11 protein-coding genes are annotated in these 12,404 nt (G+C 73.3%); 6 read left to right on the top strand and 5 right to left on the bottom strand.

Annotated elements, in window-relative coordinates; translation table 11 throughout:
- Positions 1-1,412, bottom strand: a 1,412-nt coding sequence (locus ACR807_RS38240; protein ID WP_438926409.1) for a flavin monoamine oxidase family protein, incomplete at its 3' end; no start/stop codon positions are given.
- Positions 1,413-2,429: 1,017 nt separating this feature from the next.
- Between ACR807_RS38240 and ACR807_RS38235 the strand changes: the two genes are divergently transcribed.
- Positions 2,430-3,659 (top strand): right-handed parallel beta-helix repeat-containing protein, encoded by a 1,230-nt coding sequence (locus tag ACR807_RS38235; protein ID WP_438926408.1) that lies wholly within the window; start codon positions 2,430-2,432, stop codon positions 3,657-3,659.
- A gap of 60 nt (positions 3,660-3,719) precedes the next feature.
- Complete coding sequence (locus tag ACR807_RS38230; RefSeq protein ID WP_438926407.1) at positions 3,720-4,823, top strand: pectate lyase family protein; 1,104 nt, start codon at positions 3,720-3,722, stop codon at positions 4,821-4,823.
- Between the two features lie 55 nt (positions 4,824-4,878).
- Here the strand turns inward: ACR807_RS38230 and ACR807_RS38225 are convergent, their stop codons facing one another.
- The 3 genes from ACR807_RS38225 to ACR807_RS38215 form a co-directional block, all read right to left on the bottom strand.
- Positions 4,879-5,211 carry a GNAT family N-acetyltransferase gene (locus ACR807_RS38225; protein ID WP_438926406.1) on the bottom strand — a complete coding sequence of 111 codons (333 nt, stop codon included), beginning with the start codon at positions 5,209-5,211 and terminating at the stop codon, positions 4,879-4,881.
- Positions 5,212-5,255: 44 nt separating this feature from the next.
- A complete protein-coding gene (locus ACR807_RS38220) occupies positions 5,256-6,188 on the bottom strand; it encodes a zinc-binding dehydrogenase (protein ID WP_438926405.1) in 933 nt (310 codons plus the stop codon).
- Between the two features lie 77 nt (positions 6,189-6,265).
- Positions 6,266-7,669 carry an amidohydrolase family protein gene (locus tag ACR807_RS38215; RefSeq protein ID WP_438926404.1) on the bottom strand — a complete coding sequence of 468 codons (1,404 nt, stop codon included), beginning with the start codon at positions 7,667-7,669 and terminating at the stop codon, positions 6,266-6,268.
- Positions 7,670-7,866: 197 nt separating this feature from the next.
- On the opposite strand from ACR807_RS38215, the gene ACR807_RS38210 reads away from it, so the two are divergent.
- Entirely contained in the window at positions 7,867-8,628 is a 762-nt protein-coding gene (locus tag ACR807_RS38210; RefSeq protein ID WP_438926403.1) for an Atu4866 domain-containing protein, read from the top strand.
- Here ACR807_RS38210 and ACR807_RS38205 read toward each other — a convergent pair.
- Positions 8,615-9,481, bottom strand: a complete 867-nt coding sequence (locus tag ACR807_RS38205; protein ID WP_438926402.1) for a helix-turn-helix domain-containing protein — start codon at positions 9,479-9,481, stop codon at positions 8,615-8,617. The genes ACR807_RS38210 and ACR807_RS38205 overlap by 14 nt on opposite strands.
- A gap of 110 nt (positions 9,482-9,591) precedes the next feature.
- Here ACR807_RS38205 and ACR807_RS38200 point away from each other — a divergent pair, with 110 nt between their 5' ends.
- From ACR807_RS38200 to ACR807_RS38190, 3 genes are all read left to right on the top strand, one after another.
- Positions 9,592-10,485, top strand: coding sequence for a helix-turn-helix transcriptional regulator (locus ACR807_RS38200; protein ID WP_438926401.1), 894 nt, complete (start codon positions 9,592-9,594; stop codon positions 10,483-10,485).
- A 234-nt stretch (positions 10,486-10,719) separates the two neighbouring features.
- The gene (locus ACR807_RS38195) at positions 10,720-11,760 is read left to right on the top strand and encodes a zinc-binding dehydrogenase (RefSeq protein ID WP_438926400.1); all 1,041 of its coding nucleotides are present in this window, start codon (positions 10,720-10,722) and stop codon (positions 11,758-11,760) included.
- 94 nt (positions 11,761-11,854) lie between these two features.
- A complete protein-coding gene (locus tag ACR807_RS38190) occupies positions 11,855-12,172 on the top strand; it encodes a cupin domain-containing protein (RefSeq protein ID WP_438926399.1) in 318 nt (105 codons plus the stop codon).
- The last annotated feature ends 232 nt before the right edge of the window (positions 12,173-12,404 follow it).

The following is a 12,404-nucleotide window of genomic DNA, read 5'->3' as shown; positions in this document are numbered from 1 at the left end:
AGGGCCTGCGCCGCCGCCCGGAACCCGGACTCCAGCGCGCCCTCCACGAAACCGGCCCACCCGCTCGCGATGTCGCTGGTGGCGAACGCGAGGCGGCCGTGCTGCTGCTGGATCGAGTAGAGCTGCGCGGTCATCTGACCCGGCTTGCGCAGCGCCCAGCCACCGCGCGAGTACGCGCTGGCGCCCCAGTCCTGCGCCCGGAAGTTGACCACCGTCGTCCCGGGCAGCACCCGCTGCACCGCGGTGCTCACCGCCGCGCGGCTGGTGATGTCCAGCGCGGGCAGGCTGTTGAGCGCCAGCATGAGCTGCCCGCCGTCGGTGGTGTGGCTGTGCGACACCACCGTCATGAACGTGTCGCCCTCGGCGCCGTTGACCAGCACCGGCTCGGTCAGGCCCTGCACGTGCAGCCACAGCTTCCGGTTGTTGCGCACGCCCACGCCCTGCGCGGCGGCGGTGGCCTGCACCGCGGGCAGGCCGGGGGAGAACGCGATGGTGCTCCACAGGTTCACCGGCACGGCCACCACGACGGTCCGGGCGGTGTGGCGCGCACCCGCCCGCGTGGTGACGGTGACCAGGCCGCCGCTCTCGCTGATCGCGGAGACCGGCGTGTTCAGCCGCAGGTCGGCGTTGGCCTCGTTGAGGATGGCCGCGACCAGGCCGGACATGCCGACCGACACCTGCTGGCTCTGCGCCCGGTACCAGGCGCCGGTGTTGTAGCCCGCCAACGCCCACCAGTGCATCAGCGAGGTCATCGCGCCGTAGGCGCTGGAGCCGCCCGACTGCCCGGCCGTCATGCCGCTGAGCCAGCTCCGCTCCTCGGCGGTGAAGGCCAGCTGGTCGAGCCGGTCCTTGAGCGAGAACCCGTCGATCTGGGCGACCAGGCTGCGCCGCAGCATCGGGTCGTGCGGCGCCGGGAAGTAGTCCTCGGTGCCCGCGAACATCCGCTCCAGCAACGAGCCCTGCCGCGTGACCATCTCCTCCAGCGAGTAGGAGGAGAAGCCGCCGGGCGCGGGCATGATCGCCCGCGCGGGCGTGAGCCCGCTGGAGACGGGGATGTTGTAGCGCGCCAGCTCGGCGGTGACGAGCTGCTGCGAGCTGTCGACGAACTGGCCGCCCATCTCGACCCGCTGCCCGACGAACGACTCGGTCCACGTCCGGCCGCCGATGCGGTCCCGCGCCTCCAGCACCAGCGTGTTGAGCCCGGCGGCGCGGAGCTGCCGCGCCGCGATGGCCCCGGCGAACCCGGCGCCCACGACGATGGCGTCGTGGATCACCGGCCGGGCGGACGGCTGCGCCGTCGCGGTGCCCGCGCCGACCGCCGTGGCGGCGATGGCCGCGCCACCCGCCTTCAGCAGGCGTCTCCGCGACCACGCGCGATCGGGGTTGTGCGCGGCCCCCTTGTTTTCACTCACTGCTTGTTCCCTCGTCTCGACGGCGTTTCACCGAATAGGTGAACTGCATTGGTCGTGCCTGGACGCGCCGCCCGGGGTGTGCCATAGTTGTAGCTGCGTAGCCGGGCGGATACGGAGTGTGCGCGAGAGGTCGTTCCCGCACTCCGAACTGCGTGTATGTCCGGTTCCCGTGCTGCGGGACCGCCCTGTCCGGCGGCGCGGGAACGGTGTGCCCGGGCGGTCGTTGGAGCGCCTGAAAAGGCGTCATGCCGTGTTTTCGACATGGCACCTGCGCTGTTCACGACCTCAATGCGACGGTGTTCCGGTTTTCCCGTGCCGCGACCGTCGACGTCGCGTGCCGCGAATCGCCGACGTGCGCCACGGGAATTCGGTCGAATTCACCGCCGCGCTGTGGTGAGCCCCCAGTGTTCGTTCACGAAGTGGTCGCCGCTCGGACGGCGACCCGGCCTCCAGTGCCGCGCACCGGTACGCCCGCCCCCGGGGGGAGGGCGACGACCCGGTCCCCGCACGTGCCCGTGTCGGCGACCGGAACCGGGTGTTGAGGCATGTGCCAAGTCAAGCCGCCTTTAGCAGGACGGGCCATGTCTGAGGCGCGCTGATCGATGTCTCAGCGTCTCCCGCTGCCCCCGTCCGGTGGAGCGGGGCCGGCGCTGCCGGGTGCACGGTGCGCACCCCCGGTCGCAGCCGCGGACGCGGCGTTCCCGTTCACGGCTGTGAATGTTCCCGACATCCCGTTCCCGCGCCGGACATCGTGCCTGAATCGATTCCCGGTATCCCTGAACTGCGGCTGGGGAAATCGACGGTGATTGCTCCGCCGACCGCTTCGACAGGGTGTTCATGCAGGTGAACGGCCTGCGCCGTTCATGATTGTGAATCTTGTTGCTTGTTTCGCAAGCGTGCGCAATGCTCCCTGGGAGCGTTCCCAGAGATAGTCGCCATCGCGGATTCCGTCGCCGTCGCGATCGGTGCGCGACCGGGGATCGCCATCGGACCACCCTGCACGCGAGGAGGCGATGCATGAGTCTGCGCACGGACGAGCGCACGATGAGCCGGACCGCCGCTGTGGCCGTGTCGGTGGTGGCGCTGACCGGGGGACTGGTGGTGGCGGCCACCGCTGCCGTCGCCACCACGTCGGCCGCGGACGCGCTGTACGTGGCGGTCGACGGCGACGACGGCAACCCCGGCACCGTCGACCGACCGTTCAAGTCCATCCAGAGGGCCGTGGACCTGGCCCAGCCGGGCACCTCGATCCTGCTGCGGGGCGGCACCCACACCGTCACCACCAACGTGCAGATCCGCAAGAGCGGCGAGCCGGGCCGGCCGATCCGGCTGGCCAACCACCCCGGTGAGCGGGTGGTCGTGGACGGCGAGCAGCTGCCCGCCAGCCACACCCCGGTGGGCGGCAGCATCCCGCGCGAGCAGCGCGGCACCTTCCACCAGGAGGGCTCCTCCTGGTGGCACGTGTCCGGCCTGGAGATCGTCCGCGGCCCGTACGCCTGGTACTGCGACGGCTGCAACGACAACGTCTACGAACGGCTGGTCACCCGCGACAACTACGAGTCCGGCTTCCAGCTCCAGGGTTCCTCGGCGAACAACCTGATCCTCAACCTGGACAGCCACGGCAACCGCGACCCGCGCAAGAACGGCGAGAGCGCGGACGGGCTGGCGATCAAGGAGGGCTCCGGCACCGGCAACGTGGTGCGCGGCGCGCGTCTGTGGAACAACGTCGACGACGGCTTCGACGCCTGGAAGTTCACCTCGCCCATCCGGATCGAGAACACCATCGCCCACGGCAACGGCTACAACCGGTGGGACCTGCCGGACTTCTCCGGCGACGGCAACGGGTTCAAGCTCGGCGGCGGCGACCCGGCCCCGGCCGCCGCGCACACCGTGGTCAACACGATGGCCTTCCGCAACGCCGCGCACGGCTACACCGACAACGGCAACCCCGGCGCGATCACCCTCACCCGCAACACCGCGTGGAAGAACGCGAAGACCGGCTTCACCGTCAACCGGTCCCGGTCCACGCTGACCGGCAACCTCGCGGTCAACAACGCCTCGCCGGTCTCGCTGGGCACCTCCACCGCCTCGGGCAACTCCTGGAACGTCAAGTCCGGCTGGAAGGACGCCGACCTCGTCAGCACCGACGCCGCCACCACCACCGGCGCCCGCGACGCGAACGGCGACATCCGCACCTCGTCCTTCCTGGTGCCCAAGAGCCACCCCCAGCTCGGCGCCCGGCTGTAACCCGACTTCGCCGGCGAACCGCGCCGGCACCGTCCACCCTTCGACGACGCAGGAGACGACATGGCACGATCACTCACCTGGCGAGCTTCCGCGGTCGTGGCCGCGCTGGCCGTCGCGACCTCGACCGGCGCGGTCCTGGCGACAGCACCGGCGTCGGCCGCGGCCGGCACCGCGACCGGCTACGCGTCCCAGAACGGCGGGACCACCGGTGGGCAGGGCGGCGCGACGGTCCGGGCCAACACGGGGACCAAGATCCACCAGGCCCTGTGCAGCCGGGCCGGCAGCTCCACCCCGATCATCATCGAGGTCGAGGGGACGATCAACCACGGCAACACCACCAAGGTCTCGGGCGACAGCTGCGAGACCGCGGCCGGGGTGATCGAGCTCAAGCGGATCAGCAACGTCACCATCATCGGTGTCGGCGGCGGCGCCGTGTTCGACCAGCTGGGCATCCACATCCGCGAGTCCCGCAACATCGTCATCCGGAACGTGACCATCCGGAACGTCAAGAAGTCGGGCTCGCCCACGTCCAACGGCGGCGACGCCATCGGCATGGAGAAGAACGTCCGCAACGTCTGGGTCGACCACGTCAACCTGCTGGCGTCGGGCGGTGAGTCGGAGGGCTACGACGGCCTGTTCGACATGAAGGACAACACGCAGTACGTGACGCTGTCCTACAGCACCCTGCGCAACTCCGGGCGCGGCGGGCTGGTCGGGTCGAGCGAGAGCGACCGCTCGAACGGGTTCGTCACCTACCACCACAACCTCTACGAGAACATCGACTCACGGGCGCCCCTGCTGCGCGGCGGCGTCGGCCACATGTACAACAACTACTACGTGAGCCTCAACGAGTCCGGCATCAACTCCCGCGCCGGGGCGAAGGCCAGGGTGGACAACAACTACTTCAAGAACTCCAAGGACGTCCTCGGGACCTTCTACACCGCCGAGGCCGGCTACTGGCAGGTCAGCGGGAACACCTTCGACAACGTGACCTGGTCGGCCCCCGGCAGCGAGCACAAGCCCGCCGGTCCCGACGTCAAGTCCACCACCGCGGTCGCCATCCCCTACAGCTTCACGCTCGACCAGACCGCCTGCGTGCCGGGCATCGTGAACCGCACGGCAGGTGCCGACACCGGTATGCAGGAGTCGAACGGCACCTGCTAGCCGGGTGGTCCGGACCGGTCGCGCGCGGGGGCGGCGGCCGGTCCGGACCGCGTTGTCACGCCCCGGCGCCCAGCGCGGCCCCCAGCCGGCGCAGCAGCTCCGGGTGCACCGGGTCGGCGATGTCGGCCCGGTCGGGGTGCCTGCGCAGGAACGCGGCGAACACCGGGCACACCGGCACGACGCGCAGGCCGGTCGCGCGGATGTCGTCGAGGGCCCCGGCGACGAGCGCGGTGGCCAGGCCGCGCCCGGTGAAGGCGTCGAAGACCTCGGTGTGGTGGGCGACCCGCTTCCCGTCCAGGTCGGCGTAGTCGGCGATGCCCGCCAGCTCGCCGTCGACGATGATCTCGTAGCGGCTCTCGGCGTCGTTGCGGCGCACGTCGGTGGCCATCGGGTTCCTCCTCGGGTGGTGCGCGGGGTGCGGGGCGGGTGTGGTCAGGGGGTGATGACGAACTTGCCGCTGACGTGCTGCCCGGTGAAGTCCAGCAGCGCCCGCCGGGCCTCGGCGAGCGGGTACTCCGCGGCGATCCCGACCCGCAGCGCGCCCTCGGCGGCCAGGGCGGCGAGTTCGGCGAGGCGACCGGGCGGCGTGGTGGTCCCGGTGTAGGCGGCGGTGACGTCCCGGTCGAACGCGGGCGGACCGCCCAGCGGGGAGGCCAGCAGGCCACCGGGCCCGACCGCGGCGGCGGAGGCGGCCAGGGCGGGCCCGGCGGCCACCAGGTCCACCACCGCGTCGACGCCCTCGGGGAACCGGTCGCGCGCCCAGCGGGTGACGTCCTCGGCGCGGTGGTCCACCACGTCGTCGGCGCCCAGCCCCACGAGCCGCTCCCGGTCGTCCTCGTGCCCGGTGGCCAGCACCACCGCTCCGGCGCGCCGGGCGAGCTGCACGACGCAACCGCCGATGCCGCCGGCCGCGCCGACGACCAGCAGCGACGAGCCGGGGGCCGGCCGCACCAGGTCCAGCAGCGCCGCCGCGGTCAGCGCGGCCGTGGGCAGGGCCGCGCCCCGGCGCGCGTCCAGCTCCGGTGGACGGGCGGTCGCGGTGTCGTCGGCGCGCACGAGCGCGTACTCGGCGAACCCGCCCGAGGGCACGCCGTTCCACGCGATCACCGCGTCGCCCGGGGCGAACCGCCCGACGTCCGCGCCGACCTCCTCGACCACGCCGCTGACGTCCACGCCCGGCACGAACGGGTGCGCGATCGGCAGGAAGTCCCTCATGGCCCCGGTGACGAGCTTGACGTCGATCGGGTTCACGGCGGCGGCCTCGACGCGGACCAGCAGCTGCCCCGGCCCGGGCACGGGCCGCGCGACCTCGGCGATCTCCAGCTCCTCCAGCGCCCCGTAGGCGCGGGCGACCAGTGCCCTCATCGCTGTCCCCTCGACTTCCGACCGAGCATTTGATGATGTGTCAACAAACTAGTGCCCTGATTGTTGATGTGTCAACATCACCTGGCGGCCGGAGCCGGGGACGCGGCGGCGCGTGCCGCGGCCACGACGTGGTCGCGCGAGGCCGTCACCTCGTCGCGCAGCGCGGCGAGGTCCACGTCGAGCACCTCGCCCGCCCACTTGCGGACCTCGCCGCCGATCAGGACGGTGTCGACGTTGCGGGCGTCGGCGCCCAGCACGACGGTGCCGACGGCGTCGTTGAGGGGCATGGTGTTGAGCGCCTCGGCGGTGATCAGCAGCAGGTCGGCCTGCTTGCCGGGGGTCAGCGAGCCGGTGACGTCCCCCAGGCCGTTGGTGCGCGCGCCCTGGAGGGTGGCGAAGTCCAGCACGTCGGCGACGCCGATGCGGCGAGGGGTGCGGTCGGTGCCGTAGGCGCCCTCCACGGCGCGCATGCGCTGGATGGCGAGCAGGGCCCGCATCTGGGTGAACATGTCGCTGGATAGGGCCACCTCCACGTCGATGCTCAACCCGGGGCGGACGCCGACCGCCAGTGCCTCGTCCACGGCGGGCACGGCGGTCTCCAGGCCGATCTGCGCGTCCGAGGTCGGCGCGAGGGCGACGGTCGTGCCCGTGTCGCCGATGGCGCGCCAGGCGTCGGCGGTCAGCCCGGTGGCGTGGATGAGCGTCACGTCCGGGCCCAGCAGGCCCTGCCGCTCCCACTCCAGGACCGCGCGGGACGACGACTCGCCGAACACGGCGTCCACGCTGACTCCGACGCCCAGCTCCCGGGCGTGCCGGGCGAGCGCGGGCCCGTAGGCCAGGTCGGGGCCCGCGATCCCGTCGGTCGCCAGGCAGGCCAACCGGAAGGTCAGCAGGTCGCCCCCGTGCTGGTCGCGCAGCCGGGCCAGGTCGGCCGGCCACTGGTGGTCCCACGCGCCGAAGTGCGGGCCCATGGCGGCGTGCACGCCCCGGACGCCGGTGTCGCGCAGCGCCCGGACGGCGGCGTCGGAGTGCGCGGCGGTGCGCGAGTTGTGCGAGAAGTCGAGCATGGTGGTGATGCCCGAGTCGATCGCGGTCAGCGCCGCCAGTTTCGTGCCGGTGTACATGTCCTCGGGCCGGTAGGCCGGCGCGTACCCCAGCAGCGTCTCGGTGACGTAGGCGCCCAGGTCGTCCACGTCGGGCATGACGCGGCGCAGCTGCGCCTCCCAGGCGTGGCGGTGGGTGTCGACGAACCCGGGCGCGGCGATCATGCCGGTGGCGTCGACCACGACGGCGTCCGCGACGGGCAGCGCGTGCCCGACCGCGGCGATGGTCGGGCCCTCCACGAGGACGTCCCCTCCGGCGAGGGTGCCCGTCGCGGGGTCCACCGTCACGACGGTGGCGTTGCGGAACAGGACGCGCCGACGCGGGTCGCGGGCGGTGCGGCGCAGCAGGTCGAGGGTGGCTTCGCGGGAGTTCGTCACGGCGGTCTCCGTCGTCGGTCGTGCTTCTCGGGCACCACCCACCCTCCGACGGCGGCGGCCGGGCAACCAGGTCGTGCTCACCCTGGACGCGCCACGTCCAGGTTGAGCACGACCTGGGCGGCACCCGGCGGTGGGCGCAGGCTGGACCTCGTCGGGCACCACCGGGTCCGACACCACCGAGGACACCGGAGACCGGGATGACCAGCACCACCAGCACCACCAGCACCACCGCCGCCGCCGCCACCGCCACCGCCGCAGGCGGGACCACCGCCACCACCGCCGACCGCGACGCCGAGGCGTTCGCCGCGCTGACCGCCGGTTCCACCAGGCCGCTGCTGCTGACCGGGGGAGCGGTGGTCACCGCGAACCCGCTGCTGGGCGACTGGGAGCGGGCGGACGTGCTCATCGGCGGCGACCGGATCGTCGGCGTCGGACCGGGCCTGCTCACCGCCGCCGAGGACGACGGCATGATCGTCGTGGACTGCACGGGCTGCGTCGTGCTCCCCGCCGTCGTCGACTTCACCGGCGGCCCCGGCACGCTCACGCCCGGCACCCGCGCGGACGTGGCCGTCGTGCGCGTCGCCGACCCCGAGGACGCCCCGACCGACGCCGTCCCGTACCGGGGCGGGCACCTCGACGTCGTGGTGCTGGCCGGCCGGGTCGAGCTGTGGCGGGGCCGCCGCCTCGACGGCACCAGCCCCGTCACGCCCGTCGAACCGGTGGCGACCGAACACCCGTACACGGGCACGTGGGTGGACGACGCCGGCTTCATCCGCCAGGAACTGCTGCCGGACGGGCGCTACGACGAGGCGCGCGGCGACCGGCCCAGCGCCTACCAGGGGCGCTACTGGGTCACCGGCACCCGCATCGTCTACCTCGACGACCTGGGCTTCTGGGCGTTCGGCGAGTTCGACGGCGACGTGCTGCACCACGCGGGGTACCGCTTCACCCGCCGCTGAGCACCTCCGGCGACCGCGCCGCCCGACCACCGGTCGCCGACCGGCCACCGGCCGCCGGGCCCAGCAGCGCCAGCGCCCGCGCGCTCGGGCTGCCGGGCTCGGCGTGGTAGACCACCAGCTGCTGCCCGGCCGCGCCCCGGACGTCGAACGACTGGTAGGCCAGCTCCAGCGGGCCGACGTCCGGGTGCAGGAGCGCCTTGGCGCCCTCGCTGGTCTTGGCGCGCACCGCGTGCGACTCCCACAGGGCGGTGAACCCGGGGCTCACCCGGCTCAGCTCCGCCACCAGCTCCCGCAGCCGGGGCGAACCCGGGTCGTGCCCCGCCCCCTCCCGCAGGTGCCCGGCGGTGGCCTCCGCCGCCTGCTCCCAGCGGACGTGGAACCGCCGCGCCGCCGGGTCGGCGAACACCATGCGCGCCAGGTTGTCCACCGCGGCGAACGGCGAGAACAGGGCGTCCGCCATGGCGTTGGTCGCCAGCACGTCGAGGGTGCGGTCGAGCACGAACGCCGGGGTGGTCGGGTAGCCGTCCAGCAGCCGCCGCAGCGCGGGGTCCACCACACCGGACGCCGGGACCGGCCGGCGCTCCGGGACCACGCCGGCCAGGCGGTGCAGGTGGTCGTGGGCGTCCGCGTCCAGGTCCAGCGCGCGGCTCAGTGCGTCGAGCACCTGCGGCGACGGGTTGCGCTCGCGGCCCTGCTCCAGGCGGGCGTAGTAGTCGGAGTTCAGGCCCGCCCGCACGGCCACCTCCTCGCGGCGCAACCCGGCCACCCGCCTGCGGCCGGTGCCGGGCAGCCCGACGTCCGCGGGCTCGACCCGCGCCCGCCGGGCCCGCAGGAAAGCGCCCAACTCGCTCATGGCCGCCAGTCTACGAACGCGTGGCGGCGGGGGACGGGCACGACGGCGACGGGGTCGGGGGGTACTGGCGTTACCTCCTCCACCTCCGGCGAGCGACCTACCCTGGGTTCATGGGACAGGTCGACCACCGCGCGGAGGTCCGCGAGTTCCTCAGCTCGCGGCGGGCGCGCATCACCCCTGAACAGGCGGGGCTGCCCGCCTACGGCGGCGGGAACCGGCGCGTCAAGGGACTGCGCCGCGAGGAGGTCGCCCTGCTCGCCGGGGTCTCCATCGACTACTACGTGCGCATGGAGCGCGGCAACCTCTCCGGCGCCTCGGAGGGCGTGCTGGACGCGGTGAGCCGGGCGTTGCGGCTCGACGAGGCCGAGCGCGAGCACCTGTTCGCCCTCGCCCGCGCCGCCGACCCGGGGTCCCGCCGCCGCCGCACACCGCCCACCAGCGTGCGACCAGCGGTGCAGCAGGTCCTCGACGCCATCCGCGACGCCCCCGCGTGGGTGCGCAACGGCCGGCACGACATCGTCGCGCTCAACCGCCTCGGCCGCGCCCTCTACGCCCCCGTGCTCGCCGACCCGCGCCGCCCCGCGAACACCGCCCGGTTCCTCTACCTGGACCCGGCCGCCCGGGAGTTCTTCGTGGACTGGGACCGCGTCGCCAACGACGCCGCCGCGATGCTGCGCCTGGAAGCCGGCCGCGCCCCGCACGACCGGGCGCTGATCGAACTGGTCGGCGAGCTGTCCACGCGCAGCGAGGTGTTCCGGCGTCGCTGGGCCTCGCACGACGTGCAGTACCACCGCAGCGGCCGCAAACGGCTGCGTCACCCGGTCGTGGGACAACTCGACCTCGACTTCGAGTCGATGGAACTGCCCTCCGAACCCGGCCTGACCCTCAACGTCTACACCGCCGCCCCCGACACCCCCACCGCGGACGGCCTCACGGTGCTCGCCAGCTGGGCCGCCACCCAGGACGCCTCGGGTGAACCCCTCGGCGTGAACCCCTCGGCGTGAACCCCCCGACGTAAACCCCTTCTGGGGGGGTCCTGCCATTACCCGGAAGGACAGCCCCTCCCGCGCGGGCGCGCGGTGGAGTTTTGTGGGAGGTGTCCAGGGTACGCCGGAGGAAGCCGCCGACCAGCGGTCGAGCGCCGGCCGCCGGTCGACCCGGCGGTGCCGGCCGTCCACGGGCCGAGGCCGGCCGTCCCGGCGGCCCGAACGCGAAACCCGTGTTCCTGAGAGGAATTCATGCGAGCCACGTTCATGTACGGTGCCGGTGATGTGCGCGTCGAGGACGCCCCGGACCCGGTGCTGCGGCAGCCCACCGACGCGGTCGTGCGCATCGTGCGCTCCTGCGTGTGCGGCAGCGACCTGCACCCGTACCACTCCATGCCCGCCTCCGAGCGGGGCACGCCGATGGGCCACGAGTTCCTGGGCGTCGTGGAGGACCTCGGCCCGGAGGTGACCGGCCTCGAACGCGGCGACCTCGTGGTGGCCCCGTTCGGGTACTCGGACAACACCTGCGAGTTCTGCCGCGAGGGCCTGCACACCTCCTGCCGCAACGGCGGGTTCTGGGCCAACGGCGACGTCGGCGGCGGGCAGGCCGAGGCCATCCGCGTCCCGCAGGCGTCCGGCACCCTGGTCAAGCTCCCCGGCGTCGGCGAGGACTCGCCGCTGCTGCCGTCGCTGCTGACCCTGGCCGACGTGTACGGCACCGGCTACCACGCCGCCAGGCAGGCGCACGTCGACCCCCGCACCACCGTGACGGTGATCGGCGACGGCGCGGTCGGCCTGCTCGCCGTGCTCTCCGCGAAGCAGTTGGGCGCGGAGCGGATCATCCTCATGGGACGGCACGAGGACCGCACCGACCTCGGCCGCGAGTTCGGCGCCACCGACGTGGTCGCCGAGCGCGGCGAGGAGGGGATCGAGAAGGTCCGCGAGCTGACCGGCGGCGACGGCACCCACGCCGTGCTGGAGGCGGTCGGGCACATGAGCGCCTACGACATGGCCGTCGGCGTCGTCCGCCCCGGCGGCGTCATCAGCCGCGTCGGCGTGCCGCAGTACGAGCAGGCCCCGATCGGGTTCGGCAGCCTGTTCGGCCACAACATCACCCTGACCGGCGGCCCCGCCCCGGTGCGCGCCTACATCGACGCACTGCTGCCCGCCGTGCTGGACGGCACCGTCGACCCGGGTAAGGTCTTCGACCTCACCATCGGCCTGGAGCAGACGCCCGACGGCTACCGCGCCATGGACCGCCGCGAAGCCCTCAAAACCCTCATCCGCCTCTGACCGCTCCCCGGACGACCTCACCCCGCCCGTCCGCGACCACCGCGACGAAGCCCCGGAAGCGGACGACCGACTACCGACAGCACCGGAGGACGACGTGGAGATCCTGCCCCGGCAGCCCAGCACGAAGGGCCCGGCGGAGATGTTCACCGGCGACGTGTGGTTCGACGTCCTCGCCAAGGGCGAACAACCCTCGCGGATGAGGGTGAACAACGTCCGCTTCGCCCCCGGCGCCCGCACCGCCCGGCACCGCCACGCGGTCGGCCGGACCCTGCACGTCACCGAGGGCGTCGGCCTGGTGCAGTCGCGCGGCGGCGAGGTCGTCGAGATCCGCCCCGGACACCGGCGCCTGTTCCTCGACCACCGCGACCCGGCCGTGGTCGACCAACCGGGCACGGTCCGCCTGACCGACTGATCAGGCCACCGCGCGGGACGGCGGCACGGCCACGAGAGGGCTGCCGGGCACCCCCCGGATGCCAAGGGCCCGTCCTGGCGGGCGATCGAGCCGTTGCCACCCGCGTCGGGCGTGGAGGGGCGTCCGCGCCGCCGCCGTCACGACGGGTGGAGGCGCTCCAGCGTGAACAGGTTGTCGGTCGGGTCGACGGTCGCGTACAGCAGCGCGCCGGGCCGGAACTCCGGGTCGGGGC

Origin of the sequence: Saccharothrix sabaoui (assembly GCF_051756985.1) — a bacterium.
GTDB lineage: Bacteria > Actinomycetota > Actinomycetes > Mycobacteriales > Pseudonocardiaceae > Actinosynnema.
This window is presented reverse-complemented; position numbering and strand designations above follow the sequence as displayed.

What these genes read in the sequence shown, in the direction of transcription:
- ACR807_RS38205 (WP_438926402.1), bottom strand. Translation starts at nt 9,481, where the DNA reads ATGAGCGAGTTGGGCGCTTTCCTGCGGGCCCGGCGGGCGCGGGTCGAG.
- ACR807_RS38230 (WP_438926407.1), top strand. Translation starts at nt 3,720, where the DNA reads ATGGCACGATCACTCACCTGGCGAGCTTCCGCGGTCGTGGCCGCGCTG.
- ACR807_RS38220 (WP_438926405.1), bottom strand. Translation starts at nt 6,188, where the DNA reads ATGAGGGCACTGGTCGCCCGCGCCTACGGGGCGCTGGAGGAGCTGGAG.
- ACR807_RS38195 (WP_438926400.1), top strand. Translation starts at nt 10,720, where the DNA reads ATGCGAGCCACGTTCATGTACGGTGCCGGTGATGTGCGCGTCGAGGAC.
- ACR807_RS38235 (WP_438926408.1), top strand. Translation starts at nt 2,430, where the DNA reads ATGAGTCTGCGCACGGACGAGCGCACGATGAGCCGGACCGCCGCTGTG.
- ACR807_RS38210 (WP_438926403.1), top strand. Translation starts at nt 7,867, where the DNA reads ATGACCAGCACCACCAGCACCACCAGCACCACCGCCGCCGCCGCCACC.
- ACR807_RS38225 (WP_438926406.1), bottom strand. Translation starts at nt 5,211, where the DNA reads ATGGCCACCGACGTGCGCCGCAACGACGCCGAGAGCCGCTACGAGATC.
- ACR807_RS38200 (WP_438926401.1), top strand. Translation starts at nt 9,592, where the DNA reads ATGGGACAGGTCGACCACCGCGCGGAGGTCCGCGAGTTCCTCAGCTCG.